Source organism: Cupriavidus sp. AU9028 (assembly GCF_019795295.1).
GTDB lineage: Bacteria > Pseudomonadota > Gammaproteobacteria > Burkholderiales > Burkholderiaceae > Cupriavidus.
On record NZ_JAIMCG010000009.1, the window covers coordinates 49,500 to 73,780 of the forward strand.

Annotated in this window: 23 protein-coding genes and 1 pseudogene; 5 read left to right on the top strand and 19 right to left on the bottom strand. The window is 66.9% G+C overall.

The genetic code is table 11. From position 1 onward, the window contains the following. Positions 1-13: 13 nt before the first annotated feature. The 10 genes from K6V06_RS11730 to K6V06_RS11775 all read right to left on the bottom strand — a co-directional run bounded on the left by K6V06_RS11730 (position 14) and on the right by K6V06_RS11775 (position 11,455). Positions 14-1,852 (bottom strand): ATP-binding cassette domain-containing protein, encoded by a 1,839-nt coding sequence (locus K6V06_RS11730; protein ID WP_222243788.1) that lies wholly within the window; start codon positions 1,850-1,852, stop codon positions 14-16. Beyond that, on the bottom strand, positions 1,852-2,904 hold the full coding sequence (locus tag K6V06_RS11735) for a branched-chain amino acid ABC transporter permease (protein WP_222243602.1): 1,053 nt from the start codon (positions 2,902-2,904) through the stop codon (positions 1,852-1,854). The genes K6V06_RS11730 and K6V06_RS11735 overlap by 1 nt, the downstream gene beginning before the upstream one ends. Positions 2,905-3,155: 251 nt before the next feature. Continuing rightward, a complete protein-coding gene (locus K6V06_RS11740; RefSeq protein WP_222243604.1) occupies positions 3,156-4,307 on the bottom strand; it encodes an ABC transporter substrate-binding protein in 1,152 nt (383 codons plus the stop codon). A 311-nt stretch (positions 4,308-4,618) separates the two neighbouring features. Continuing rightward, positions 4,619-5,398, bottom strand: a complete 780-nt coding sequence (locus K6V06_RS11745) for a TSUP family transporter (RefSeq protein WP_222243606.1) — start codon at positions 5,396-5,398, stop codon at positions 4,619-4,621. A 97-nt stretch (positions 5,399-5,495) separates the two neighbouring features. Continuing rightward, positions 5,496-5,972 (bottom strand): hypothetical protein, encoded by a 477-nt coding sequence (locus K6V06_RS11750; protein WP_222243608.1) that lies wholly within the window; start codon positions 5,970-5,972, stop codon positions 5,496-5,498. Between the two features lie 553 nt (positions 5,973-6,525). After that, on the bottom strand, positions 6,526-7,482 hold the full coding sequence (locus K6V06_RS11755; RefSeq protein ID WP_222243790.1) for a branched-chain amino acid ABC transporter permease: 957 nt from the start codon (positions 7,480-7,482) through the stop codon (positions 6,526-6,528). A 104-nt stretch (positions 7,483-7,586) separates the two neighbouring features. Next, positions 7,587-8,471 (bottom strand): branched-chain amino acid ABC transporter permease, encoded by an 885-nt coding sequence (locus tag K6V06_RS11760; protein WP_222243610.1) that lies wholly within the window; start codon positions 8,469-8,471, stop codon positions 7,587-7,589. A 139-nt stretch (positions 8,472-8,610) separates the two neighbouring features. Further along, positions 8,611-9,819: an ABC transporter substrate-binding protein gene (locus K6V06_RS11765; protein WP_222243612.1), complete on the bottom strand. Its 1,209-nt coding sequence runs from the start codon at positions 9,817-9,819 to the stop codon at positions 8,611-8,613. A gap of 108 nt (positions 9,820-9,927) precedes the next feature. After that, on the bottom strand, positions 9,928-10,662 hold the full coding sequence (locus K6V06_RS11770; RefSeq protein ID WP_222243614.1) for an ABC transporter ATP-binding protein: 735 nt from the start codon (positions 10,660-10,662) through the stop codon (positions 9,928-9,930). Positions 10,663-10,678: 16 nt separating this feature from the next. Then, the gene (locus K6V06_RS11775; protein WP_222243616.1) at positions 10,679-11,455 is read right to left on the bottom strand and encodes an ABC transporter ATP-binding protein; all 777 of its coding nucleotides are present in this window, start codon (positions 11,453-11,455) and stop codon (positions 10,679-10,681) included. Between the two features lie 477 nt (positions 11,456-11,932). Here K6V06_RS11775 and K6V06_RS11780 point away from each other — a divergent pair, with 477 nt between their 5' ends. Beyond that, on the top strand, positions 11,933-12,424 hold the full coding sequence (locus K6V06_RS11780) for a helix-turn-helix domain-containing protein (RefSeq protein WP_222243618.1): 492 nt from the start codon (positions 11,933-11,935) through the stop codon (positions 12,422-12,424). After that, positions 12,415-12,633, top strand: a pseudogene (locus K6V06_RS20710) (nucleotidyl transferase AbiEii/AbiGii toxin family protein); the annotation flags it as partial. The gene K6V06_RS11780 and the pseudogene K6V06_RS20710, both read left to right, overlap by 10 nt. 1 nt (position 12,634) lies before the next feature. Here the strand turns inward: K6V06_RS20710 and K6V06_RS20715 are convergent. The 5 genes from K6V06_RS20715 to K6V06_RS11805 all read right to left on the bottom strand — a co-directional run bounded on the left by K6V06_RS20715 (position 12,635) and on the right by K6V06_RS11805 (position 18,703). Next, positions 12,635-12,967, bottom strand: coding sequence for a hypothetical protein (locus K6V06_RS20715; protein WP_255581803.1), 333 nt, complete (start codon positions 12,965-12,967; stop codon positions 12,635-12,637). Next, complete coding sequence (locus K6V06_RS11790; protein ID WP_222243622.1) at positions 12,967-14,583, bottom strand: GMC family oxidoreductase; 1,617 nt, start codon at positions 14,581-14,583, stop codon at positions 12,967-12,969. The genes K6V06_RS20715 and K6V06_RS11790 overlap by 1 nt, the downstream gene beginning before the upstream one ends. A gap of 46 nt (positions 14,584-14,629) precedes the next feature. Further along, on the bottom strand, positions 14,630-15,502 hold the full coding sequence (locus K6V06_RS11795; protein WP_222243792.1) for an alpha/beta hydrolase: 873 nt from the start codon (positions 15,500-15,502) through the stop codon (positions 14,630-14,632). Between the two features lie 166 nt (positions 15,503-15,668). After that, positions 15,669-16,085, bottom strand: coding sequence for a Cu(I)-responsive transcriptional regulator (cueR, locus tag K6V06_RS11800; RefSeq protein ID WP_222243624.1), 417 nt, complete (start codon positions 16,083-16,085; stop codon positions 15,669-15,671). Continuing rightward, positions 16,082-18,703: a heavy metal translocating P-type ATPase gene (locus tag K6V06_RS11805; protein WP_222243626.1), complete on the bottom strand. Its 2,622-nt coding sequence runs from the start codon at positions 18,701-18,703 to the stop codon at positions 16,082-16,084. The genes cueR and K6V06_RS11805 overlap by 4 nt, the downstream gene beginning before the upstream one ends. A 206-nt stretch (positions 18,704-18,909) precedes the next feature. Here K6V06_RS11805 and K6V06_RS11810 point away from each other — a divergent pair, with 206 nt between their 5' ends. Beyond that, a complete protein-coding gene (locus tag K6V06_RS11810; protein ID WP_222243628.1) occupies positions 18,910-19,104 on the top strand; it encodes a heavy-metal-associated domain-containing protein in 195 nt (64 codons plus the stop codon). Between the two features lie 123 nt (positions 19,105-19,227). Here K6V06_RS11810 and K6V06_RS11815 read toward each other — a convergent pair whose 3' ends face one another. From K6V06_RS11815 to K6V06_RS11830, 4 genes are all read right to left on the bottom strand, one after another. Next, positions 19,228-19,956 carry an OmpW family protein gene (locus K6V06_RS11815; protein ID WP_222243629.1) on the bottom strand — a complete coding sequence of 243 codons (729 nt, stop codon included), beginning with the start codon at positions 19,954-19,956 and terminating at the stop codon, positions 19,228-19,230. A 220-nt stretch (positions 19,957-20,176) separates the two neighbouring features. Next, on the bottom strand, positions 20,177-21,178 hold the full coding sequence (locus K6V06_RS11820) for a delta(1)-pyrroline-2-carboxylate reductase family protein (RefSeq protein WP_222243631.1): 1,002 nt from the start codon (positions 21,176-21,178) through the stop codon (positions 20,177-20,179). A 59-nt stretch (positions 21,179-21,237) separates the two neighbouring features. Continuing rightward, positions 21,238-21,951, bottom strand: coding sequence for a lysoplasmalogenase (locus tag K6V06_RS11825; RefSeq protein ID WP_222243633.1), 714 nt, complete (start codon positions 21,949-21,951; stop codon positions 21,238-21,240). A gap of 192 nt (positions 21,952-22,143) precedes the next feature. Continuing rightward, the gene (locus K6V06_RS11830; protein ID WP_222243634.1) at positions 22,144-22,632 is read right to left on the bottom strand and encodes an Lrp/AsnC family transcriptional regulator; all 489 of its coding nucleotides are present in this window, start codon (positions 22,630-22,632) and stop codon (positions 22,144-22,146) included. 266 nt (positions 22,633-22,898) lie between these two features. On the opposite strand from K6V06_RS11830, the gene phhA reads away from it, so the two are divergent. Continuing rightward, entirely contained in the window at positions 22,899-23,825 is a 927-nt protein-coding gene (gene phhA, locus K6V06_RS11835; RefSeq protein ID WP_222243635.1) for a phenylalanine 4-monooxygenase, read from the top strand. Between the two features lie 124 nt (positions 23,826-23,949). After that, positions 23,950-24,258, top strand: a complete 309-nt coding sequence (locus tag K6V06_RS11840) for a 4a-hydroxytetrahydrobiopterin dehydratase (protein ID WP_222243636.1) — start codon at positions 23,950-23,952, stop codon at positions 24,256-24,258. Positions 24,259-24,281 lie beyond the last annotated feature (23 nt).

A 24,281-nucleotide genomic window follows, 5' to 3' on the forward strand; every position in this document is an offset into this window, starting at 1 on the left:
GTTCCTGGGGTTCTTATTCCACGCCGCCGAGGTAGGCCTCGAGCACCGCCGGATTCTTCTGCACGTCTTCGGGCACGCCTTCGGCAATGCGGGTGCCGAACTCCATCACCACCAGCCGGTCGGTCAGGTTCATCACGAAGTCCATGTCGTGCTCGACCAGCAGCACGCTCATGCCCTCCGCCCGCAGCTTGCGCAGCAGGTCGGCCAGTGCCTGCTTTTCCTTGTAGCGCAGGCCGGCGGCCGGCTCGTCCAGCAACAGCAGCGCCGGATCGCAGCACAAGGCACGGGCGATTTCCAGGATGCGCTGCTGGCCCAGCGCGAGGCTGCCCGCCTCCATATACATGCAGTCGGCCAGACCGACCCGCTCCAGCTGACGCCGGGCCTCGAACAGCAGCTTGGCTTCCTCGCCGCGATTCATGCGCAGGATCGCCGCCGAGACACCGCCTTGCGGCCGGTAGTCGCCGCGCAGGTGGGCGCCGATGGCGACGTTCTCCAGCACGGTCATGGTGGGCAGCAGATGCACGTGCTGGAAGGTCCGGCCGATGCCGCGCTTGACGATCTCGCGCGATGGCAGGTTGGAGATCACCTCGCCGCGATAGCGGATTTCGCCCCGCGTCAGCGGCAGCACACCGGTAACCAGATTGAAGGTGGTCGACTTGCCAGCCCCGTTCGGCCCGATCAGCCCCACGATCTCGCCCGCATCGACGTGGAAGTCCACATCGTTGACCGCGACCAGCCCGCCGAACTCCTTGCGGGCGGCACGCACGTCCAGGATGCGCTCGCCCGCCTGCGGCTTGCGCCGTACCGGCAGCGGCGCCGCGTCCTCGGGTGCCCGTACCGGCGGACCGCTCGGTACCAGGCGCCGCAGCCAGGGCCAGATGCCATCGCGCGCGTATTGGAGCAGCACCACCAGCAGCACGCCGAAGACGATGATTTCGAAGTTGCCGCTGGCGCCCAGCAGCTTGGGCAGCACGCCCTGCAGCGTGTCCTTGAGGATGGTCAGGATGCCCGCGCCGAGCACCGCGCCCCAGACGTGGCCGACGCCGCCGACCACTGCCATGAACAGATATTCGATGCCGTAGTTCAGCCCGAACGGAGTGGGGTTCACCGCGCGCTGCAGGTGCGCGTACAGGAAGCCGGAGATGCAGGCGAGGATCGCCGCGACCACGAACACCACCACTTTCATCCACGCGGTATTGACGCCCATTGCCTCGGCCATCACGCCGCCGCCCTTCAGTGCGCGGATGGCGCGGCCCGGGCGGGAATCCAGCAGGTTGTGCATGGCAATCACGGCCAGCAGCACCACGCACCAGATCAGGTAGAACATCGAGCGGCCCGACTGCAGTTCGATGCCCAGCAGAGACAGCACCGGGATACCGTTCAGGCCGTCATATTTGCCGAGGAACTCGAGATTGCCGAACAGGAAGAACAGCGACAGCCCCCAGGCGATGGTCGCCAGCGGCAGATAGTGGCCGGACATCCGCATCGTGATCAGGCCGATCACATAGGCGGACGCCATCGTGATGACCAGGCCGACCAGCAGGCCGAACCAGGGCGACAGTCCATACTGCGTGGTCAGGAACGCGGTACTGTAGGCGCCGAGGCCAACGAAGGCCGCCTGCCCGAACGACGTCATCCCGCCCACGCCGGTCAGCAGCACCAGGCCAATGGCGACGATGCTGTAGAGGCCGATGTAGTTGCCCAGCGTGATCCAGAACTCGGGCGTGGGCAGCACCGGCAGCAGGGCCAGCACGGCGACGAAGACGAGCATCAGCACGCGGTTGCGGTTCAGCACCCCTTGCGGGCGCACGGCCGCGGGGCGGCTGGTAGTGGTGGTGGCGTCGGGTTGCATCATTCTTCGTCTTCCACATGTTTGCTGGTCAGCGAACGCCAGAGCAGCACCGGAATGATCAGCGTGAACACGATCACCTCCTTGAAGGCGCTCGCCCAGAACGACGAGTATGACTCGAGCAACCCGACCAGCAGCGCGCCCGCGGCGGCGACCGGATAGCTGACAAGTCCGCCGACGATCGCGCCGACGAAGCCCTTCAGGCCGATCAGGAAACCGGATTCGTAGTAGACCGTGGTCAGCGGCGCGATCAGCACGCCGCACAGCGCCCCCATTGCCGCGGCCAGCGTGAACGAGAGCCGGCCCGCCTGCGTGGTGCCGATGCCGACCAGGCGCGCGCCCAGCCGATTGACCGCGGTGGCGCGCAGTGCCTTGCCGGTCAGGGTACGGTCGAAGTAGAAGTACAGCGCGCCGATCAGCAGCGCGGACACCGCGACGACCCACAGGCTCTGTCCCGAGATCGACAGCGCGCCGACTTCGAAGCGCGCGTCGGAGAACGGCGTGGTGCGCGAGCCTTCGGCGCCGAACATCACCAGCCCGAGGCCGACCAGCGCGAAGTGCACGCCGACGGAAACGATCAGCAGCACCAGCGTGCTGGCCTCGGCCAGCGGCTGGTAGGCGATCCGGTACAGCATCGGACCCATCGGCACCACGATCAGCAGCGTCAGCGCGATCTGGGCCAGCATCGGCATCGCCTGCGCGCCATAGTTCTGCGCCAGCAGATGCACCGCCAGCGGAAACGCCAGGTACTTGCCGGCGAGCACGGCAAGGCGGCGGGCGGCGTCGCGGCGCAGCTCCGCGTTGCGCAGCACGGCGGCCGCATCGTAGAGAAAGGTGAGCACACCCATGGCCAGCAGCAGCCAGGAGGTCTTCGGCGCGTGGCCGGCCTGCATCACGGCCAGCGTCAGCGCGCCAAAGGCGACGAACTCCCCCTGGGGAATGAAGATCACCCGCGTGACCGAAAACACCAGCACCAGGGCCAGTGCCAGCAAGGCGTAGATCGCGCCGGAGGTGATGCCGTCCTGCGCGAGGATGGCGGCAATCGAAAGGTCCATTGTCTGCCCGAGGTGTAGGAATTGGGGCCGGCACGCGGCTGACCGTTCTCGTCCGCCGGCCGTAGGAGGGTCGGTAGATTACGAAATAGTAAACACCTTACGCATAGCGGAAATCCGCGCGAACCCTAGTGCCCGGTCCGAAAACAAAAAAGGCGCATGGCCTGCATGCGCCCGGATCTGGGCTGCGAGGACCGGGCGAATCGGGCGACGGATCGCCTCGGCCCTTCCCGGACTGCAGTCTTCCCTCGTCCTTATTGCCCCAGCAGCTTCCACTTGCCGTCGGCGATCTGCACCATCACGCGCGCGCGGTTGTCCATGCCGAGGTGGTCGGTCGGCGACATCGTGACGATGCCGTGCGACACCGGCAGCTCCCTGGTCTGCTCCAGCGCGTCGCGCAGTGCCTTGCGGAATTCCGGCGTGCCGGGCTGCGCCTTCTTCAGCGCCTCGGGGATGGCGCGCTCCAGCAACAGGCCGGCGTCCCACGCATGGCCGCCGAAGGTCGAGACCTGGCCGCCGAACGTCTTCTCGTAGGCGGTCTTGTACGCCATCGCCGGCTTCTTGACCGGGTTGCTGTCGGGCAGCTGCTCGGCCACCAGCAGCGGACCGGCCGGCAGCAGCGTGCCTTCGCAATCCTTGCCGCAGACCCGCAGGAAGTCGGGGTTGGCGATGCCGTGGGTCTGGTAGACCTTGCCCTTGAAACCGCGCTCCTTCAGTGCCTTGGCGGGCAGCGCGGACGGCGTGCCGGAGCCGGCGATCAGCACGGCGTCGGCATTGCTCGCCATGATCTTCAGCACCTGGCCGGTTACCGAGGTATCGGTGCGGGCGAAGCGCTCCTGCGCGACCATCTTGATCTGGCGCGGCCCGGCGACCTTGGTGAACTCCTGCGCCCAGCTCTCGCCATAGGCGTCGGCGAAGCCGATGAAGGCCACGGTCTTCACCTTGTTGCGGCTCATATGCTCGGCGATCGCCTCGGCCATCAGCGAATCGTTCTGCGGGGTCTTGAAGACCCAGGCGCGCTTGGCATCCATCGGCTCGATGATGCGGGCGGACGCGGCCATGCTGATCATCGGCGTGCTGCTCTCGGCGACCACGTCGACCATCGCCAGCGAATTGGGCGTGACGGTGGAGCCGACGATTGCGTCGACCTTGTCCTCGGTGATCAGCTTGCGGGTGTTCTTGACCGCGGTGGTGCTGTCGGAGGCGTCGTCGAGCACGATGTACTCGACCTTCTTGCCGCCGATCTCCTTGGGCAGCAGGCCGAAGGTATTGCGCTCCGGGATGCCGAGCGAGGCGGCCGGCCCGGTCGCCGAGACCGTGACCCCGATCTTGACCTGGGCGTGGGCGATGCCGGCGAACAGCGAGGCGGCGGCGAGGGCCAGCAGGCTGGCGCGCTTGAAATTCATCTTGTCTCCTTCGTCTGCAGCGCTCGGGTAGGTCCGCGCGCGGCACGAAGGCCGCGGCTGCCTCTCGTTATTCTGTTGCCGGCTGTCCCGGCGCGGATGGCTGCGGTATCCGGACCGGCTGGTCGCCGCGGCATGTTGCCGTGACCCATTGCCGTGGCTTGTCGCCTGATTCCCCGACCGAGCGGTCGGGAATGCGAACCGAGTCTAACACAGGGCCTTGTGGCGCCAAGGCAGGATTAACCCGCATCGCAACACGGCCGGGTGGGACAGCGCACGATCCTCCGCCCCTCCCAGGACAGTCGAGCGGCCGTTCAACCGACGAAGGCATCCCAGGCGGTCTTCAGGATCAGCGCGCTGACCACGAAGATGAACACCTTGCGCACGAAGGCGCTGCCATGCCGCAGCGCCAGCTTGCTGCCGACCTGGCTGCCGCCGATATTGCCCACCGCCATCACCAGGCCCAGCTCCCACCAGATGTGGCCCTTCGATGCGAGCAGCAGCAGCGCCGCAAGGTTCGTCGCCAGATTGACCAGCTTGGTCGAGGCGGCCGCGTGCAGGAAGTCGTAGCCGAATACCCGCACGAACAGGATCATCAGGAAACTGCCGGTGCCCGGGCCGAAGATGCCGTCATAGAAGCCGATCACCCCGCCTCCCAGCAGCGCGGCCAGCCGCTCGCGGCCGCCGGACAACGCCGGCGCGTGATCCACGCCCAGGTCCTTCTTCGCCACCGTGTAGACCAGCAGCACGCCAAGCACGAAGGGCAGCGCCTTGCGCATTGGCTCGGCGGGCAGCAGCGTCAGCGCATAGGCGCCGGCCATCGAACAGAGGAAGGCGGTCACCACCGCCGGACCGGTTGCGCTCCAGTAGATGCGTACCTGCCTGGCGTAGCGCAGCGCCGCGGTCGAGGTGCCGGCGAAGGAGGCGACCTTGGTGGTGCCGATCAGCGTCGCCGGTGCGTGGTTCGGCAAGGCGGAGAAGATCGCGGGAATCTGGATCAGCCCGCCGCCGCCAGCGACGGCGTCGATCAGGCCAGCCAGAAAGGCCGCGGCGAACAGGAAGACGAATTCCGGCGGAATATCGAAGGAGAACATCGGCAGGCAATTGCGTAAGGGATCGTGAAACAGGGCAGGTGCGGGGCCGTCTCGGGCGAAGGGACTTGCCCGCGCCCGGGCCGCTCGGTGTGCCGGGTCAGCGCAGCACTTTCGCCGCGGGGGCCAGGTCGCGGTGCCACAGGCCGTCCGGCAGCGGCTGGACCATGGCGGCATCGGCGTCATCCGGGGCGGGAGCAAGTGCCGGCGCCAGCAGCAGATGGCGCACGCCATGTGCGCGACACCAGTCGGCCAGCCAGTTGCGGCAGGCGGCAAGCAGCAGCGCCCGATACGCGGGCTCCGCGACGCTCCCGCTCCACCACTCCGCCGCCAGCACGGCCAGGCCGCCCAGATCCAGCCTTGGCAGCAGATGCACCGGCATGCACGCCGACCACGCTCCTCCTGCCTGCGCGAGCAGGCACAGGCCCAGCTCGGGACGGTCGAGCAGACGGCACAACGCCTCGTCGCGGCCGCGCCGGGCGATCGCCGGCAAGGGATGGCGCGCCTGCAGCCAGGCGGCCAGCGCTTCCCGGTCGGCGCGGGTGGCCGCGCGAACGCTGACAGTGGCGTCGGTCATGGCGCGGTCAGGGGAAGCGAGGGAGGGGGCGAGGCGGGAGGCGTCCCCGCCAGGCGGCGAGAAGGAGCCGTCAGGCGAGGCAACGCCGCCGGCGTCGTCCGGAGAGAGCCGGTCGGCAGGGAACCGAGGGATGGGAGCAGGCATGGTGCACCAGAAGGAGGCCTGCATTGTCGCATGCCGCCAATGCGGCCATCGGGGCGCAGCGATCGCAATGTGGCGGATTCCAGACGCAGAGCCGGTCTGGCGTGCCGACCCCTTGCAATGGCGGCGAGGCCAAATAAAAAGGGCGTTGGCGGGTTTCCCGTCAACGCCCTTCCTTTTATTACGCTGCTTCCTCACGGAATGTCCATCGTGGGTGCGCGCTCTCGTCTCCTCGCTTCCGCCTCCAGTTAACCTGCGAAAACCGTGGCTCCAATGTAACGAAGCGGTGCGCGAGGGACAAGCTGGGAAAACCCTAGCCCCAAAAGCGGGCATGTGGGCTGGGGGTCACGCCCCCGGCGCCTGCTCGGCATTGGCGCCGCATGCCCTCTCCCCCGCCAACTCCCCGCCCGAATCAGCGCCGCATCCTCTCCCACAGCGCCTGCAACTCGCCCATGATCCCGCGCCGGAACGTCAGCACGCAGATCACGAAGATGATGCCGGTGACCATGCTGACCGACTCGCCGAGCGAGCCGAACCACTCCACGCCCGTGGTGCGGGCCAGGAAGCTGCCGATGTCGCCCAGCTTGTTTTCCAGCGCGACGATCACGAAGGCGCCGACCAGCGGCCCGGACAGCGTGCCGAGCCCGCCGACCAGCGTCATCAGGATCACCATGCCGGACATCGACCAGTGCACGTCCGTCAGCGTCTCGAAACCCAGCACCAGCGCCTTGATCGAGCCTGCCAGGCCGGACAGCGCGGCGGAGATCACGAAGGCGGTCAACTTGAAGCGGTCGGTGTCATAGCCCAGCGAGATCGCGCGCGGCTCGTTTTCCTTGATCGCCTTCAGGATCTGCCCGAACGGCGAATGCACCGTGCGCACGATCAGCGCGAAGGCCGCGACCAGGATGACCAGCGCCACGTAGTACAGCGTCATGTCGTCCGACAGCGGCACCACGCCGAACAGGTCTCCGCGAGGGATGCCCTGCAGCCCGTCCTCGCCGCCCGTGAACGGCGCCTGCAGGCACAGGAAGAACAGCATCTGCGCCAGCGCCAGCGTGATCATCGAGAAATAGATGCCCTGGCGGCGGATGGCCAGGGCGCCGACCACATAGCCAAGCACCGCACCGGCGCCGGTGCCCAGCAGCAGCCCGACTTCCGGCGTCACGCCCCACTCCTTCATCGCATGGCCTGCCACGTAGCCCGCACCGCCGAAGAAAGCCGCATGTCCGAACGAGAGCAGCCCGGTGTAGCCGATCAGCAGGTTGAACGCGCAGGCAAACAGCGCGAAGCACAGTACCTTGAGCACGAACACCGGGTACGCCCCTGCCACGGGTGCCAGCACCAGCGCGAGCAGCAGCAGGCCATACATCGACAGCGGTACCCATCTGCGCGCACCGCCCTCGCGCCCGGCGGCGCGGCCGTCCGGCCCCGCGCCCGCCATCGTGTTGTCGATCTTGCCGCTTGGCATGTCCATCACTTCTCCCTCCCGAACAGCCCTGCCGGTCGCAGCAGCAGCACGATCACCATGATCAGGAACACCACCGTCGACGACGCCTCGGGATAGAACACCTTGGTGAAGCCCTCGACCACGCCCAGGCCCAGGCCCGTGATGATCGAGCCGAGGATCGACCCCATGCCGCCGATCACCACCACGGCGAAGACGACGATGATCAGGTTCTGCCCCATCAGCGGCGAGATCTGGATCACCGGTGCGGCCAGCACGCCGGCGAACGCCGCCAGTGCCACGCCGAAGCCATAGGTGAGCGTTACCATCAGCGGCACGTTGATGCCGAACGCTTCCACCAGTTTCGGATTCTCGGTACCGGCGCGCAGATAGGCGCCCAGCTTGGTCTTCTCGATCATGTACCAGGTCGCCAGGCACACCACCAGCGACGCGACCACGACCCACGCGCGGTAGTTGGGCAGGATCATGAAGCCGAGGTTCGATGCGCCGGACAGTGCCTCGGGCGGCGAGTACGGCAGGCCGGACACCCCGTAGATCGAACGGAACACGCCCTCGATCACCAGCGTGATGCCCAGCGTCAGCAGCAGCCCGTAGATATGGTCGAGCTTGTAGATCCAGCGCAGCATGGTCTTTTCGATGACCACGCCGATCACGGCCACCACCAGCGGGGCAAGCAGCAGCATCACCCAGTAGTTCAGGCCGGCGTACTCCATGCCCATCCACGCCAGCACCGCGCCGAGCATGAACAGCGCTCCGTGCGCGAAGTTGATGACATTGAGCAGGCCGAAGATCACCGCCAGCCCGAGGCTCAGCATCGCGTAGAAGGCCCCGTTGACGAGCCCCAGCAGCAACTGGGACAACAGGGCCGGCAGGGGAATACCGAAGAGTTCCATCACAGCGGTCCGGCCAGTTGGCGCCGAAGGGACTGCCGCGCGTCAGCCCGCGGGCTGTGCGGCGGTGTCCCCCGGCGCCGGTCGTTGATGGTGCGGCCCGGACCCGCCGCTGCAAGGCGGCGGGCCCCGGCCTCCGTCATTACTTCTTCAGCAGCGAGCACTTCGATTCCGCCGGCGTGGTGAACGCCTGGTCGCCCGGAATCGTCGCGACCACCTTCAGGTAGTCCCACGGCTTCTTCGACTCTTTGGCCGTCTTCACCTGCATCAGGTACATGTCATGCACGAAGCGGCCGTCGGCGCGGATCTGGCCCTTGGCGTAGAAGTCGTTGATCTGCATCTTCTTCAGCTCGGCCATCACCTTGTCCGGATCGTCGGTCTTGGCCGTCTCGACCGCCTTCAGATAGGTGCGGATCGCCGAGTAATCGGCCGCCTGCAGGCTGCTCGGCATCTTCTTGTTCTTCTCGAAGAAGCGCGTGGCGAACTTGCGCGTCTCGTCGTTCATGTCCCAGTACCAGCTGTCGGTCATCAGGAGGCCTTCGGTGTTGCGCAGTCCGAGGCTGTGCACATCGTTGATGAACATCAGCAGGCCGGCGATCTTCATCGAGTTGGTGATGCCGAACTCCTTGGCCGCCTTGATCGAATTGATGGTGTCGCCGCCGGCATTGGCCAGCCCCAGGATCTGCGCCTTCGACGCCTGTGCCTGCAGCAGGAACGACGAGAAGTCCGACGCCGACAGCGGATGGCGGACCTGGCCGACAACCTGGCCACCATTGGCCTTGACCACTGCCGAGGTATCGTTCTCCAGCGAATGGCCGAAGGCGTAGTCCGCGGTCAGGAAGAACCACGACTTGCCGCCCTGCTTGACCACCGCGCTGCCGGTGCCCTTGGCCAGTGCCACCGTGTCATAGGCGTAGTGCACCGTGTACGGCGAGCATTCCTCGTTGGTCAGCCGCGCCGTGCCCGCGCCGATGTTGATATAGACGCGCTTCTTTTCCTGCGCGACCTTGTTCATCGCCAGCGCGGTGCCGGAGTTGGTGCCGCCCAGCAGCATGTCCAGGCCCGCCTGGTCCATCCATTCGCGCGCCTTCGAGGCGGCGATGTCGGCCTTGTTCTGGTGGTCCCCCGACAGGATTTCGATCGGCTTGCCCAGCACCTTGCCGCCCGCATCCTCGACCGCCATGCGCACGGCTTCCAGACCCGCCTTGCCGTCGATATCCGCATAGAGGCTCGACATGTCGGTGATGAAGCCGATCTTGACCGAATCGCCCGACACCTGGGCGCTTGCGGCGCCAGCCATCATCCCCGTGACGAGAGCCGCCGTGGCGGCAGCAAGCCGTTTCCTGTTCATTTTCCCTGTCTCCTGAATTGCGGCGGCATCGCGGCCGCCCGTACCTGCCGCCTGCCCGCTTTTTGGCAGCGAGCGCGACGGACTGCCTTGCCGACCGGGCGCTTTGCGCTATACGCCCAGCAGTTCGTGCAACACCGGCATCTTTGGCTGCAGCTCGCTCGCCGCGAAGCGTTCGACGATGGTGCCGTGCTCCATCACATAGAAGCGGTCCGCCAGCGGCGCGGCGAAGCGGAAGTTCTGCTCCACCATGACCACCGTGTAGCCCTTCTTCTTCAGCGTCAGGATCATCCGTGCGAGCGCCTGCACGATGACAGGCGCCAGTCCTTCCGAAATCTCGTCGAGCAGCAGCAGGTTGGCGCCGGTGCGCAGGATGCGCGCGACCGCCAGCATCTGCTGCTCGCCGCCCGAGAGCCGCGTGCCCTGGCTGTTGCGGCGCTCCGCGAGGTTCGGGAACATCTGGTAGATCTCGTCCTCGCTCATGCTGTTGCTGTCGGACGTGCCCTTCAGGCGCGGCGGCAGCAGCAGGTTCTCCTCGCATGACAGGCTGGAGAAGATGCCGCGTTCCTCCGGGCAATAGCCGATGCCGTAGTGCGCGATCTTGTGGGTGGGCAGATGAATGGTCTCGTTGCCGTTGATCCGGATCGAGCCCTTGCGCGTGCCGGTCAGCCCCATGATCGCGCGCAGCGTGGTGGTGCGGCCGGCGCCGTTGCGGCCCAGCAGCGTGACCACCTCGCCATGCTGCACGGTCAGGTCCACGCCGTGCAGGATGTGCGATTCGCCGTACCAGGCCTGCAACCCGCGGATATCCAGCGCCGGCACTGCATCGTTGTGTTGGTTCGCCATCGTGCCGTTCCTCTCCTCAGTGGGCGCCCTGCAGTTCGGCCTCGACCGTGCCCATGTAGGCCTCCATCACGCGCGGGTCGCGCGACACATCGGCATACGGACCCTCGGCGAGAATCGCGCCACGCTGCAGCACCGTGATGGTGTCGGCGATCGACGAGACCACGTTCATGTTGTGCTCCACCATCAGGATGGTGCGACCCTTCGACACCTCGCGGATCAGCTCGGTCACGCGATCGACATCCTCGTGGCCCATGCCCTGCGTCGGTTCGTCGAGCAGCATCAGCTCCGGCTCCATCGCCAGCGTCGTGGCGATCTCCAGCGCGCGCTTGCGCCCGTAAGGAAGATTGACGGTCACCGTATCGGCGAAGGACGACAGTCCTACCTGGTCCAGCAACTCCATTGCGCGGCGATCGAGCACCGTCAACGAGCGTTCGCTGCGCCAGAAATGGAACGACGTGCCCAGGCTGCGCTGCAGGCCGATGCGCACGTTCTCCAGCACCGTCAGGTGCGGAAAGACTGCGGAAATCTGGAACGAACGGATGATGCCGCGCCGGGCGATCTGCGCCGGCTTCTCGCGGGTGATATCGATGCCGTTGAACAGGATAGAGCCGGTGGTCGGCTCGAGGAATTTGGTCAGCAGATTGAAGCAGGTCGTCTTGCCCGCGCCATTCGGGCCGATCAGCGCATGGATCGAGCCGCGCCGCACCCGAAGGTTAACGTCGCTTACCGCGGTAAACCCCTTGAATTCCTTCGTGAGGTTGCGCGTCTCCAGGATGATGTCCTGCTGATTCATTGTCTCCTGCCCGTCCTCTGCGAGGGCGTGCCGGCGGATAGCCGGGCGTCGCCCAAGGGTTGCAACCCGCTCGCGCCACGGTGACAAGGCGCTCGCTGCGTGGTGGTGCCACTTCTGATTTTTTGCGCGCGACGACAGCGACAGCCGGATGCGCATGTGAGCGCTGCATCACGGCTGTCAGGCGTCTATTGTGTGCACCTGCTGCGTTGCAAAACATCGGGGTTTGCACTGACCGCCACTTTGGTGCGTGCGAGGCTGTGCCGATGATCGAAGAGTCTTTTCGCGCTGGTCCGTCGCGCGAACGCGCAACTCGACACCGAGGTCATTTTCTTCTCATGTGCGGTAGCTCACCGTCCGCGGGCATCGCGCCCCATCTCCTGCCCAGATCGGCTACTGGAACTCCACAACCGAATAAAAAAGCGCAAAATATGGCACACGGGCGCGAACCCCTCGATACATTGGACAGGTAGAACCGATATGGACATCCGCTACATCGGCCAGCGCGTGCGAGCACGGCGTGAAGAAATCGGCCTGACGCAAGAGCGGCTCGCAAGACTCTCTCAGCTATCGAGGGAAACCGTGCAACGACTAGAAGCAGGGACTTTGAAAGACCTTGGTTTTCAGCGCGTGGGCAGGCTTTTGCGCGTGCTCGGTCTGGACTTCGACAGCCTCTCTCTCGAGCAGAGGAAGCGCAAGCATGGTCTTTGGATGGCCGCGCAAACTGCCAGCGTCAGCTACCGGGGAACCCTCTCCCCGGAGATGCTGGAAGAAGCGCTGACGACTGGCAACGTTCCCTCGGGATTCGAGCCGCACATAGGACACCTGCTGGACGAAGCTCCTGTGGAAGTTCTGGTCATGGCAGTGGAAGAGACGGCAGCGAATGAATCGCTGCCACCCGCGATGGTGTGGAAACAGGTATCGCGACTGGCAGCCGACTTCGCCACAACCAGACGAGAACTATGGGCGTGACGGAGGCAGACCTCCCCGGGGGCCCCTGGCGGGTCCTCTTCGGCCATGCGCTTCGCCTGCTGGAGCAAGTAGAAACGTTCGGCGGACGCAAGCCGTTCTTCACGTTCGGCGGAGGGACGGTTCTGATGCTCCGATACAACCATCGGTTGAGCAAGGACATCGACCTGTTCGTGCCCGATCCGCAATACCTCGGCTTCGTGACCCCCCGCCTCAGCGATATGGCCGACCAGCTACGAATTGGCCCATCGTCTCGACATGTCGCGACAAGCCGCCGAACAGCATGCGGCAGCGATCGGGAGTGCGCTGCAAGAAGCCGATGTCGCCACCGGCGACTATCGCGGCGCGCTGGTCCATGGCACGGACCACCACATCGTTCAGGCCACCGAACAGGGCACGGTCATCGTTCACGAGAGGTTTCGGCTCCCCTCGGTAGTGCGCGGCATAGTGCCCGGGAACATCGTCGTCCGTTTGCGTTACTGCAACGGGACCGCAAGCATCGTCAACAGTGAACGTGAAGGCGGGCCGGGACAATAGCTGCTGCATTAGCCGGCTCCAGCACGCCAATCCTCGCGGATCATGTCGCTCGCCCGCTCCGCGATCATGATGGTTGGCGAATTGGTATTGCCCGAAGTGATCACCGGCATCACCGACGCATCGACCACGCGCAAGCCTTCGACGCCAATCACACGCAGCCGCTCGTCGACCACGGCCTGCGGATCGTCGGCCTTGCCCATGCGGCACGTGCCCACGGGATGGAAGATGGTAGTGCCGATGTCGCCGGCAGCCTGTGCCAGCGCCTCGTCGCTGTCCACGCCCGGACCCGGCAGCCACTCCTGCGGGCGATATGGCGCCAGCGCCGGCGCGGCGACGATCCGGCGTGTCAGGCGCAGGGAATCGGCAGCGACCTTGCGGTCCTCGTCCGTCGCGAGGTAGTTCGGTGCGATCACGGGCGGCTGGCGGAAGTCGGGCTGGTCGATATGCACGCTGCCGCGCGAGGTCGGGCGCAGGTTGCAGACGCTGGCGGTGAAGGCGTTGAAGCTGTGCAGGGGATCGCCGAACTTGTCCAGCGATAGCGGCTGCACGTGATACTCGACGTTGGGTCGCTCGTGCTCGTCGCTGGAACGCGCGAACGCGCCCAGCTGGGACGGCGCCATGCTCATGGGCCCGCTCTGGTTCAGCGCGTATTGCAGGCCGATACCGAGCTTGCCCCACCAGCGCGCCACGCGCGTGTTGAGCGTGCGCACGCCATCGACCTTGACGATCATGCGCAGCTGCAGGTGATCCTGCAGATTCTCGCCCACGCCGGGCAGCGCCTGACGCACCGGGATGCCGAGTGCCTGCAGACGCCACGGCTGACCGATGCCGCTGAGCTCCAGCAGCTGCGGCGTGTTGATCGCGCCAGCTGCCAGGATGACTTCACGCCGCGCCGCGGCCGTGTGCCGCTGCCCGGCGCCGGTGAATTCGAGGCCGCTGCAGCGCCGGCCTTCGAAGGCCAGCGCTGACACCTGCGCGCCGGTGATCAGGGTCAGGTTCGGCCGCTCCGATGCCTTGCGCAGGAAGGCCTTGGCGGTGTTCCAGCGGATGCCGCGGCGCTGGTTGACTTCGAAGTAGCCGACGCCGAAGTTGTCGCCCCGATTGAAGTCGCCGGTGCGCGGAATGCCGGTCTGCTCGGCGGCATCGATGAAGCGTTCGAGAATGTCCCAGCGCAACCGCTGCGGTTCCACGCGCCACTCGCCGCCGGCGCCGTGGTATTCGCTGGCACCGGCGTGATGATCCTCGCTGCGCTTGAACAACGGCAGCACGTTGTCCCAGCGCCAGCCATCGTCGCCGGTAATGCGCGCCCACTCGTCGTAGTCCTCGCGCTGCCCGCGCATGTAGATCATGCCGTTGATGGACGAGCATCCGCCGAGCACGCGCCCGCGCGGGTAGATCAGCGAGCGCCCGTTCAGGCCGGGTTCGGCCACGGTGCGGTACATCCAGTCCGTGCGAGGGTTGCCGATGCAGTACAGGTAGCCGACCGGAATATGAATCCAGTGATAGTCGTCCTTGCCACCCGCCTCCAGCAGCAGCACGCTGACGTCGCGGTCCTGTGTCAGGCGATTGGCCAGCACGCACCCCGCGGTACCGCCGCCGACGATGATGTAGTCGTATGTCTCCATGTGCCCCTTTTGATGGTGGCTTTCTGTTGCCTTGCCTGGCTTGAGGTTATCCGGCGGCGGGCTGCAGATGCTGCCGCAGCCAGACGCTCAGCGCGTCGAACACCTGGCTTCGCCACGGCTGTGCTTCGTTGAGCAGCTCATGGTACGCCCCTTCGAAGCGGACACACTGGCACAGGTCGGCCGGCGCATTGTCGCAGAAGCGCTGGATGGCGGCAGGATCGACCACACGGTCGGCGCTGCCCGAGAGCACCAGCGTGGGCGCTTCCAGCAGCGGCGCATCGGCCTGGGCGCGGTCCAGCCCAAGGAGGATGCTCTGCAGCAGCCCGGCGGTAACGGTTCGCTGCACCAGCGGATCGCTGCGATAGCGCGCGCTCTGTACCGGGTCGTGCGTGAGGCTCGCGGGATGGATGGGGCTGGGCACACGCAGGTTCGGCGCCAGCGTCAGCAGGATACGGTGCAAGGTCTGGGGCAACCCCGACAGATGCAGGCCGAGCGCCGGCGACGAGAGAATCAGCGCGCGGATCGGCCGCAGGCGCGCGGTGGCCAGACGCGCCGCCAGCAATCCGCCCATGCTGTGGCCGAACAGCAGCGGCAGTTCGGGCCAGCGCTGCACCGTCGCGTCGTAGACCTGCACCAGGTCCTCGAGCAGCGTGTCGGGAGCGGGCGTGACCATGCGGGCGCCGCCGCTGCGGCCGTGGCCGCGATGGTCATAGGCACGCACGCGCAAGCCGAGTGCGAGCAGGGTGCGCACCAGCTCCGGATAGCGTCCGCCGTGCTCGGCCATGCCGTGCACCAGCAGCAGCGTGCCCAGCGGTTCGGCTGCGCTGGCGGGATCCGGCTCCCAGGTACGCACCAGCAGTTCGGTGCCGTCGCGCACACGTTGCCGCGTTTCGACCGGTGGCGGCGCGTCGTGTGCCATGCCCGGCGCGATGGCCGAGGCGTCGGGCTGTGCAATGGTCTGGGTTGACTGGCCGGTCAGCGGCCGGTCCTCGGGATCTGCCAAGCGGGCCTCCTTGCGCGATGCTTCATCGATATTGCCGATGCCATGGCGGTACGCCCTGCACCGTGCCCACCGGTCCAGCCCGTCAACAGCCGTGGCACGCCTGCCCCGCCGCCGCATTCTCGAAATCGGCAAGGATCGGGCAGTCGGGCCGGCCATCGCCGCTGCAGGCCTCCGATAGCTGGCGCAGGGTGTCGCGCATGGCGGCGAGTTCGGCGATGCGGCGGTCCAGTTCGTCGATATGCCGCAGGGTCAGCGCCTTGACGTCGGCACTGGCGCGCTCGCGGTCGTGCCACAGTGCGAGCAGCGCACGTATTTCGTCCAGCGAGAAGCCCAGATTACGGGCGCGCCGCACGAAGCGCAAGGTATGCACCGACTTGTCGTCATAACGCCGGTAACCCCCTTCGCTGCGCGGCGATGCCGGCAGCAGGCCGATCGACTCGTAGTGCCGGATCATCTTGGCCGACACCCCGGACGCCTTTGCCGCTTCCCCGATGTTCATTTCCCCTCCTCCACCATGGCCTGGGCGCCGACGGGCGCAAGCGCCGCGGTCGTGCCCTGCGCCGCGCTGCCCGCCCCGGCCGCCTGTTCCGCACCTTGCGGCCGCCAGCGCCGCAACAGCAGCGCGTTGCCGACCACGCTGACGCTGGAAAAGGCCATCGCGGCGCCTGCCACCACCGGGCTCAACCATCCCGCCGCCGCCAGCGGAATGCCGACCACGTTGTAGATGAACGCCCAGAACAGGTTCTGGCGAATCTTGCGGACGGTGCGGCCGGACACCGCCAGTGCGTCTGCGACCAGGCGCGGGTCGCCGCGCATCAGCGTGATGCCCGCGGCGTGCATTGCCACATCGGTGCCGGTGGACATGGCGATGCCAACGTCGGCGGCCGCCAGTGCCGGGGCGTCGTTGATGCCATCGCCCACCATCGCGACCACGGCGCCGTCGCGGCGCAGCGCTTCGATGCGCGCCGCCTTGTCCTGCGGCAACACCTGCGCCTGCACCTCGTCGATGCCAAGCTCGGCCGCCACGCGCGCGGCCGCGCCCTCGCTGTCGCCGGACAGCATCACGGTGCGGATGCCATGCCGATGCAGGCTGGCGACGGCCTCGCGCGCGCCGGCCTTGATGGCGTCGCCGAATGCGACCAGACCCGCGACTCGCGTCCCTTCCATCACCCAGGAGACGGTACGCCCGGCCTGTTCCAGCTGCACGGCGGCCGCCTCCAGCTGCGGCGGAACGCCATCGCTGCCCTTGTCCGCAGGCACTTGCGCCGAGCGCGCTTGCAGACGCTCGTCGCGCAGCCGCCGGCTTCCCAGTGCCCAGGGCATGCCTTGCACGGTGCCCGAAATGCCGCGTCCGGGCAGCGCGCGCAGTTCCTGCGCCGCAGCCGGCTCCACGCCGGCCTCGGCGGCAGCGCGCAGCACGGCGCGCGCGAGCGGATGTTCGCTACCCGCCTGCAGCGCCGCCAGCGTGGCTAGCAGCGATCGCCGGGCCGGCGTGGCCGCGCCCGACTTGTCGCCGGCCGCACTGTCGGACCAGTTGTCCTCGGCGGAGAGCAGCGCCACCAGTTCGGGCTGGCCGACGGTCAGCGTGCCGGTCTTGTCGAAGGCCACCACGTTGACCCGGTGCGCCACCTCCAGGGCCTCGGCATCCTTGACAAGAATGCCGGCGCGGGCGCCGGCCCCCGTGCCGGCAATGATCGCCGCCGGCGTAGCCAGCCCGAGGGCGCAGGGACAGGCAATCACCAGCACCGCGACCGCATTGAGCAGCGCCGCCTCCCAGTCGCCCGACAGCGCCCCCCAGCCGAGCAGCGTGGCCAGGGCGATCAGCAGGACCACCGGCACGAATACCGCGCTGACCTGGTCCACCAGCCGCTGGATCGGCGCCTTGGCGGCCTGCGCATGCTCGACCATGCGGATGATGCGCGCCAGCACGGTTTCGGCGCCCACTGCGCTGGTGCGGATCACCAGCCGGCCCTCGCCGTTGATGGCGCCGGCCGCGACGCGCGCACCCGGCTGCTTCTCCACCGGGAGGCTTTCGCCGGTCAGCATCGATTCGTCGGCATGGCTGTCGCCCTCGATGACCTCGGCATCCACCGGGATGCGTTCACCGGGCAATACGACCACCTCGTCGCCGACGCGCACCTGGGCCAGCGGTACCGACACTTCCCCTTCCGCCTTGCGCAGCCGCGCGCGGTCCGGACGCAGCGCCGACAGCGCGCGGATCGCTTCCGCGGTCTGGCGCTTGGCTCGCCCTTCGAGCCATTTGCCCAGCCGCACCAGCGTGATCACCACGGCGGCGCTCTCGAAATAGAGGTGGTCGGCGCCCTGTGGATGACGCCACATCAGCCACAACGACAAGCCATAGGCGGCGGACGTGCCTAGCGCGACCAGCAGGTCCATATTGCCGGCGCCGGCCCGTACGGCGCGCCAGCCGGCGCGATAGAAACGCCAGCCGAAAACGAACTGCACCGGGGTTGCCAGCAGCCACTGCCAGAGCGGCGCCAGCATCCAGTGCCCGCCAAACCACTCGATGACCATCGGCGCAAGCAGCGGCAGCGACAGCAGCGCGGGAACCGCGACCGACCAGGGACCGCTCCAGAAGTCGGCGGCCTTGCCCGCCGCAGCCTCTTCGATCGTGCCGTCGGCCACGCCCGCGTCCACCGGCTGCGCGGCGTACCCCGCGCGCTCGACCGCCTGCTGCAGGCGGGCGGCCAGCGCAGCGATATCGCCGTCGTCGACCACGCGCAGATGGGCGCGCTCGCTGGCGAGATTGACCTGGGCGTCGAGCACGCCAGGTACGGCGCGCAGCGCCCTTTCCACCCGGCCGACGCAGGAAGCGCAGGTCATGTCCTGCACCTGCAACTCGATCTCCTTGCGCGGTACGGGGTAACCGGCCTTGTCCACGGCCTCGACGGCGCGCGCCAGCGCGGCGGCGTCGGTCACCGCCAGGGTGGCCTGCTCGGTGGCGAGATTGACGGCGACTCGCTCGACGCCGGGTACGGCACCAAGCGCGTTTTCGACCCGGCGCACGCAGGAGGCGCAGGTCATCCCTTCGACCGGCAAGCGCCATTCATCGGCGGAACCGGCCGGGCTGGCGGCTGGAATTGTGGAAGCGGACATCTGTGGATCCATCCCATGTGACAACGACTGTCACTGGATGATCGACCTTACCATGTTGGGAAGGTCAAGGTCCGCTTGAGCATCGGGAAGCGATGCACCGACGCTTGAGCTTGCCACGATGGCAAGGTTCACAATGCAGGCAATGGGAGGAAAAGGCGGCACCGAGCCGTTGCCCCCTCCCACCTCACACGTCACAGGAGAACATCATGATGTCGTTTCAGGTTGAAGGCATGAGCTGCAACCACTGCGTCGCGGCGATTACCCGCTCCGTGCAGCAGGTGGACCCGTCCGCACGCGTCCATGCCGACGTCGCGGCCAAATCGGTGCAGGTGGAATCGACGGCGGCCGAGCCCTCGGTCCGGGCGGCGATCGAATCGGCCGGATACACCGTCAAGTCGTGATCGCGCCGGGGCCGCAACCGGCCGATGGCAAACCGCCCGCTTTCCCGCACCTGCGCAAGGCAGGACGGGAAGCGGGCGGTTGTCCGGCGCGATCAGCAGGCGCCCGCGGGCGCCCGGTCCGCGTCAGAAGCGGTAGCCGATATTCAGGAAGGTCACGATCGGATCGATCTTGATCTTGGTGTGCGAAATCACCGTCGCACCACCCTGTGCCGAGTTGCGCGTCGTGAACGTGGCCCGCGTATCGAGCGGCAGATAGGACACCGACAGGCCGAGATACCAGCGATCGTTCAGCGCATAGGTCGCGCCGATATTGAACACCGGGTTCCAGGACGCCTTCGCGCTGGCCGTCATCGTGGCGTTGGGGCCGAACTCCCGACGGACAAACTGCTGGTTGGTGATCGTTTCGTCGCTGAACCAGGTGTAGTTCACGCCCAGGCCGATATACGGGCGGAAGCGCGACTTCGGCTCCAGGAAGTGATACTTGACCAGCACCGCCGGGCTCCACTGGCGCACCTCGCCCAGCTTGCCGTAAACGCCATACCCCTTGTCGCCATGGACATCGTGCTTGGGCGGCACGCCCGCGACGACTTCGGCGGAGATATGGTCGGTGACGAAGTAACCCAGCGAGAGACCGATCGTATTGGCGGCCTCGATGTCGGCACCGGTGTTCGGACGGGCCATCCCGACGGGGCGGCCGCCGACGCTGTCGATGGTCAGCGGATCGGCCGAGCTGTTCGGCATCACGCGGAACCAGCCGGTGCTGACAATCACGTCTCCCGCCGATTGCGCGTGGGCCGCGCCCGCAGCGAGCAGGGCCGCAGCGGCCAGCAGCTTCGTCTTGATTTGGGGCATTGTTCCTCTTCTCCTTCAGTGTTGCTCCTGCAAGGGCCGCATTATCACGCTGCCATCGAAGCAAATGTTTCAAAAGAGAAACGTTTTGTAGAGCGAGGTTACTAAAGCGAGGGTTTACCTGAGTTCGAAGCGGCGGATAAGGCAGTCAACTGTCTCGTTTCCGCATCTTCCTGTATCGGCGGGGGGAGGACCGATGCATGCAGCGGCAACGCGAAAGCCGTCACAGACCACGGACCGCCAGCGTGCACGCGGCCAGGTCCCATAACGCGTAGCCGACGCTCTTGAACACCAGCGGCGAACCGCTTCCCGTCCGCAACGCCTCGGCGCGCAGGATCGCCTGCTGGAATGGCTGCACATCGTGCCAGTCGATGCCAGCCTGCAGCAGATCGCCCGCCTCGTCCTCGATCCCGGCAAGCGTGTCGGCGAGCAGACGGCCCGCGCTGGCGGCATGGCGGCACAGCTGCGGGGGCAGTTCGGCCATCTCGGGCCGGAAGGCGCCGACGGCCGCAATGAAGTGATGGTCGCGCCAAAGGCCGGAATCGAGGTCCGGTAGCACCGGCACCCGGCTCGACGTCACGGTCACGATCATCGACACCCGAGGCAGGACCTGGGCCACCGCATCCACCACCTCGGCCTGCAGATCCAGCGTTCGCGCATGGTCTGCCAGCGCCTCGGCGCCGCTTCGGGTACGGCTGTGCAGCCAGACCCGGCGCAGGGGCAAGCCGGCAGCGAACGCTTCCAGGTGGGTGCGCGCCTGCACGCCGGCGCCGACGATCAGCAATTCGCCATCGGCGCGCGCGGCAAAGCGCTGCGCGGCAAGCAGGGACACGGCCGCGGTGCGCCGACCCGTGACCGTCGGCCCGTCCAGCCACGCCAGCCTGCGTCCGGTATGGGCGTCCGCGACGACCACCTCGCCCAGGATGCTCGGCAACCCGCGCATGGGATTGCCGGGATGCACGGTGATGTTCTTGGTCATGGCCAACGCGGCGTTGCGGGCAGGCATGACAAGCAGCGTCCCTTCCCCCGCCTCGGGCGAACCGACCGGCAGCGCGATCCTGGCCGGCGCGCTGGCGGTGCCCTCGCGCAGTTCCGCGAGCATCGATTCGATGGCCAGGGCCAGTTCCGGATAGGGCAGCCGTTGCGCGGTGGCGTCGGCATCCAGCAATGCCGGCGCCTTCCCAGCCGGGTCCGCGGCGCGCTCGTGCGTATTGCCCAATGTCATCGATGGATCTCCAGAGAGTCGTCAGGGCGTCTTGTCATTCAGCCATGGTCAAGGCCCCGCTATCGCTGCCTGCCGGTCAGCAGACCGCCAACCAGCAGGACCTGCGCGCCGGCATAGGTCCACCAGATCGCCAGTTCATAGCGCTCGAACGGCGAGAGGAAACGCGCCGTGCCGATCAGCGCGTCGGACAGCAGGAAACACAGCCCGCCCAGCGCGGCAAACGGCGTGGGCAGTCGCGCCAGCAGCGCCATGCACGCCATGGTGGCAGCGGTGGCGGCATAGGCAGCGACCGGGGTGGCCAGGTCGCCCAGATTCGGCCAGATCCGTCCCAGCAGCGTGCCGGTGGCGCCGATCACCAGCCCGCAGCCAAACAGCCGATGCGGGCGGAAGTCGCCCGCCAATGGCAACAGGACGAAGAGATAGGCAAGCTGGGCGACCAGATACGCGCCGAGCCCGGCCTTGAACGAGAACGAGAGCCACGGCACCGCCAGCAGCATGTCCCCCAGTGCGCAAGTGCCGAGCGCCAGCAGCAGCCAGCGCCGCTCGCGCGCGACCGGATGCCGCCAGGCAGCGCGTGCGAGCAACAGTGCCATGGCCGCCTTCCACAGCGGCTGCCAGGCAACCCGTCCATTCAGCGGCGCCCCCGGCGGCAATTCCAGCGTCAGGCTGGTCAGCAGCGCTCCATAGGCGAGGCCGGCCAGCGCCCCCGCAATCCACCATTCCCGTACCGCTTCCGGCATCCGCCACCGCTGCCGGGTCAACATGCCGATCATCGCGTTTATCCTGCAGGTGGCGCTTGTGCGCCCTTCCCGGTTCTCTTTTCCGTGGTCGATTCGCCTGCAGCACAGGCCGCCATCGACGCTGTGCTGGGATCGGCTCATAACGGCTAGCGTGACACGGTGGCAAGGTTGGAGGCAAGCGTCGGGTGCAAGCGCTCCCATGCCAGCCGCGCCCTGACAGTCCGCTCAGCGTAGATGGCCAAGCGGCAGCGTCCCCTCCCGCTTGAGCGCCGTCAGCACGATATTCGAGCGCACGCTCTCGACGCCCGGCACGCGCATCAGCTTGCGCATGGTGAAATCGGCCAGCGCCGGCAGGTCCGGCACCACGATGCGCAGCAGATAGTCCGCCTCGCCTGCGACCGAATAACACTCCTGCACCTCCTCCAGTAGCAGGATCTCGTCGCGAAAGCGCTCCACAACGGTATCGCCATGGTGGGCCAGCTTGACACTGGTGAATACCAGCACACCCAGACCGAGCGCCGGTGGCGACAACACTACCCGGTATCCCGTGATCACGCCTTCACTCTCGAGCCTTGCCAGCCGCCGTCCCACCTGGCTGGCGGACAGATGCACCTCGTCGGCCAGTTGCTGATGCGTCGAGCGCCCGTCGGCTTGCAGCGCCGCCAGCAAGGCGAGATCGAAATTGTCCAGGGAGAGGGTGTCCTTCGCAGCCATTCTGTCTTGTGCGGCTTTCACGCATCGTTTTGCAAGGAATTGCAGCTTAACCGCATTCCAGCCGCAATCCAACCCAATATTGCGGGCCGTTCGCGCAGCGGCATCGATAGAATTTGCATGAACGCCGCATCTGCCCTGCCTCGATGGCGGCACACGAGCAGCACGCGGCAGAATTCTTCTGATCGATGGAGAGGAGTTCTTCTCTCCGTGCAACGATTCGACCGGCGCATATTTCGATGGAGCGCCAGGGTGACGAGGAGGCAAGCATGGAATTGGTGGAGCAGGCGCAAGGCGCCGCCTTCAATGGCACGATGACCGACAAGCTGCGCGAGCAGTTCGAAGCGGGCCTGCTGGCCGACGCCTCGCTGCGGCCCGATTTCACCATCGCGCAGCCGGTACATCGCTATACCGAGACCGACCATGCGATCTGGCGCCAGCTGTACCGGCGCCAGGCGCAGATGCTGCGGGGCCGGGTTTGCGACGAATTCCTGCGCGGGCTGGACACGCTGGGCATGGGGGAGGACCGGGTTCCGGACTTCGAGCGTCTGAACGAACGGCTGATGCGCGCCACCGGCTGGCGCATCGTCGCCGTGCCGGGCCTGGTGCCCGACGAGGTCTTCTTCGAGCATCTGGCCAACCGGCGCTTCCCGGCGAGCTGGTGGATGCGCAAGCCCGAGCAGCTGGACTACCTGCAGGAACCCGACTGCTTCCATGACGTCTTCGGCCACGTGCCACTGCTGATCGATCCGGTCTTCGCCGACTACATGCAGGCCTACGGCAAGGGCGGGCTGAAGGCCGCCAGGCTGGGCGCCCTCGACATGCTGGCGCGGCTCTACTGGTACACGGTCGAATTCGGCCTGATCCGCACCGACGCGGGCCTGCGCATCTACGGCGCGGGCATCGTCTCCAGCCAGGGCGAGTCGATCTACAGCCTCGACTCCTCCAGCCCGAACCGGGTCGGCTTCGACGTGCGCCGCATCATGCGTACCCGCTATCGGATCGACACCTTCCAGAAGACGTACTTCGTCATCGACGGTTTCGAGCAGCTGTTCGACGCCACCCGCCCCGACTTCGGCCCGCTGTACGCCGAGCTGGGGGACATGCCGACCCTGGGCGCCGGCGAACTGATCCCCTCGGACGTCGTGCTGCAGCAAGGCGACCGCGCGGGCTGGGCCGACAGCGCCGATATCTGATGCGTGCAGGACCGGGCGGGGTGTCCGGTCCCGCGCCGCTGTGAAACAATCGAATGACCGCCGCAAGCGGGCGCAATCCCGCCCGGCTTGCGCCGTTCCTCAACCTTTCGTGCTGACCGCAATCATGACGACACTCGCCCCGCTCACCGAACAGGATCGGGCGCCGCTGCTGGCGGCGCTTCCGGGCTGGTCCGCCGTTACCGGCCGCGATGCCATTCACAAACGCTTCGTCTTCGCCGATTTCAACGCCGCGTTCGGCTTCATGAGCCGGGTCGCGCTGCAGGCCGAGAAGATGAATCACCATCCCGAATGGGCCAATGTCTATAACCGCGTCGATATCACGCTGACCACGCACGACGCCCATGGACTGACCACGCGCGATACCGACCTGGCGCGCTTTATCGAAGAGGCGGCCGCCGGCCTCACGCGCTGACCAGCCCGGCAGAACGGGTGGCA

Bases quoted from the DNA above. Each gene is read 5' to 3' on its own strand.
- K6V06_RS11730 (WP_222243788.1), bottom strand. From the start codon at position 1,852: ATGCAACCCGACGCCACCACCACTACCAGCCGCCCCGCGGCCGTGCGC.
- K6V06_RS11735 (WP_222243602.1), bottom strand. From the start codon at position 2,904: ATGGACCTTTCGATTGCCGCCATCCTCGCGCAGGACGGCATCACCTCC.
- K6V06_RS11740 (WP_222243604.1), bottom strand. From the start codon at position 4,307: ATGAATTTCAAGCGCGCCAGCCTGCTGGCCCTCGCCGCCGCCTCGCTG.
- K6V06_RS11745 (WP_222243606.1), bottom strand. From the start codon at position 5,398: ATGTTCTCCTTCGATATTCCGCCGGAATTCGTCTTCCTGTTCGCCGCG.
- K6V06_RS11750 (WP_222243608.1), bottom strand. From the start codon at position 5,972: ATGACCGACGCCACTGTCAGCGTTCGCGCGGCCACCCGCGCCGACCGG.
- K6V06_RS11755 (WP_222243790.1), bottom strand. From the start codon at position 7,482: ATGTATGGCCTGCTGCTGCTCGCGCTGGTGCTGGCACCCGTGGCAGGG.
- K6V06_RS11760 (WP_222243610.1), bottom strand. From the start codon at position 8,471: ATGGAACTCTTCGGTATTCCCCTGCCGGCCCTGTTGTCCCAGTTGCTG.
- K6V06_RS11765 (WP_222243612.1), bottom strand. From the start codon at position 9,819: ATGAACAGGAAACGGCTTGCTGCCGCCACGGCGGCTCTCGTCACGGGG.
- K6V06_RS11770 (WP_222243614.1), bottom strand. From the start codon at position 10,662: ATGGCGAACCAACACAACGATGCAGTGCCGGCGCTGGATATCCGCGGG.
- K6V06_RS11775 (WP_222243616.1), bottom strand. From the start codon at position 11,455: ATGAATCAGCAGGACATCATCCTGGAGACGCGCAACCTCACGAAGGAA.
- K6V06_RS11780 (WP_222243618.1), top strand. From the start codon at position 11,933: ATGGACATCCGCTACATCGGCCAGCGCGTGCGAGCACGGCGTGAAGAA.
- K6V06_RS20715 (WP_255581803.1), bottom strand. From the start codon at position 12,967: ATGCAGCAGCTATTGTCCCGGCCCGCCTTCACGTTCACTGTTGACGAT.
- K6V06_RS11790 (WP_222243622.1), bottom strand. From the start codon at position 14,583: ATGGAGACATACGACTACATCATCGTCGGCGGCGGTACCGCGGGGTGC.
- K6V06_RS11795 (WP_222243792.1), bottom strand. From the start codon at position 15,502: ATGGCACACGACGCGCCGCCACCGGTCGAAACGCGGCAACGTGTGCGC.
- cueR (WP_222243624.1), bottom strand. From the start codon at position 16,085: ATGAACATCGGGGAAGCGGCAAAGGCGTCCGGGGTGTCGGCCAAGATG.
- K6V06_RS11805 (WP_222243626.1), bottom strand. From the start codon at position 18,703: ATGTCCGCTTCCACAATTCCAGCCGCCAGCCCGGCCGGTTCCGCCGAT.
- K6V06_RS11810 (WP_222243628.1), top strand. From the start codon at position 18,910: ATGATGTCGTTTCAGGTTGAAGGCATGAGCTGCAACCACTGCGTCGCG.
- K6V06_RS11815 (WP_222243629.1), bottom strand. From the start codon at position 19,956: ATGCCCCAAATCAAGACGAAGCTGCTGGCCGCTGCGGCCCTGCTCGCT.
- K6V06_RS11820 (WP_222243631.1), bottom strand. From the start codon at position 21,178: ATGACATTGGGCAATACGCACGAGCGCGCCGCGGACCCGGCTGGGAAG.
- K6V06_RS11825 (WP_222243633.1), bottom strand. From the start codon at position 21,951: ATGATCGGCATGTTGACCCGGCAGCGGTGGCGGATGCCGGAAGCGGTA.
- K6V06_RS11830 (WP_222243634.1), bottom strand. From the start codon at position 22,632: ATGGCTGCGAAGGACACCCTCTCCCTGGACAATTTCGATCTCGCCTTG.
- phhA (WP_222243635.1), top strand. From the start codon at position 22,899: ATGGAATTGGTGGAGCAGGCGCAAGGCGCCGCCTTCAATGGCACGATG.
- K6V06_RS11840 (WP_222243636.1), top strand. From the start codon at position 23,950: ATGACGACACTCGCCCCGCTCACCGAACAGGATCGGGCGCCGCTGCTG.